The organism is Roseburia zhanii (genome assembly GCF_014287635.1).
Taxonomy (GTDB): domain Bacteria; phylum Bacillota; class Clostridia; order Lachnospirales; family Lachnospiraceae; genus Roseburia_B; species Roseburia_B zhanii.
The window spans coordinates 1-896 of the sequence record NZ_JACOPH010000073.1 but is presented as its reverse complement, the minus strand read 5'-3'; the positions used below and the strand labels follow the sequence as shown (position 1 = coordinate 896).

General features: G+C 37.2%; 1 protein-coding gene and 1 pseudogene. Both read right to left on the bottom strand.

The features are described 5' to 3' along the window. Window positions 1-436: hypothetical protein (locus H8S17_RS16165; protein ID WP_186867898.1), on the bottom strand; the 436-nt coding region annotated here is incomplete at its 3' end. A gap of 40 nt (window positions 437-476) precedes the next feature. Continuing rightward, window positions 477-896: pseudogene (locus H8S17_RS16160) on the bottom strand (hypothetical protein); the annotation flags it as partial.

Genomic DNA, 896 nt, shown 5'->3' with positions numbered 1-896 from the left:
GAACTTCTATGCTTTTAGGGACATATTCCAGTGGATGGTCTAAATTATATAAAGCCTGTTTCGTTGCCTGAATTGCAGATTCTGTTGTGTTTCCCAAAATGTCGATGTTATCCACATCGACCTCGCCTTTCATCTGCTTATTCAGCCTTTGTATCATCATCTGTGATATATGGCTCAACATTCCATTTTTCTTTATCCCCATACCATTCGCATTTACTTCCTTCGCTGCTTCCATCCATGCATCTTTAACATCCTGCGGAGCATTCGGGCCAATCATATCAAATGCTTTTTCGTTAAAATCCGTATCTTCCATATATGGATTTATATTCTTATTTTCCTGTTTAGCACGTTCTGTACTAAATTCAGGAATATCTTTCTGTCTGCGCCTGTTTTCATACGGCACACCATTCATAGAATAGTTAGAACTAATCTGCATATATCAATACTCCTTTTTTATTTGAATTGCATTATTATCATTAGGCTTTCGCTTCAAAAACTGGTCTTTTTTCCAGATAATCCGGTAGTTCTTTTAATTCAGAATTCATACCATTCTTTACGGCATTATATTCCTTCCAGTAAATGGAATAAAATTCATCTTTTCTTGTAAGTTCTGCCGGAGTCATTTCATATCCCCAGCCGGCACCAGTATTTAACAATACATTCACACCCTGACTCTGAATTTGAACACCATAACCACCTGATGTTAAAATAGTGAAATTTAATGTTCCGCCTCCTGCCAGTACAATCTGCTTATCTGCAAGATTCTGATTCTTTCCTTCTGCCTGTTCCAAAAAATCCAGTAAGGTTAATTCTCCGATCCCTTTACATTTTGGATTGGTATTTTGATTTTTCATTGCACTTTTTGCCTGTTGGTACAACTGCTTTCTATCCGGTGC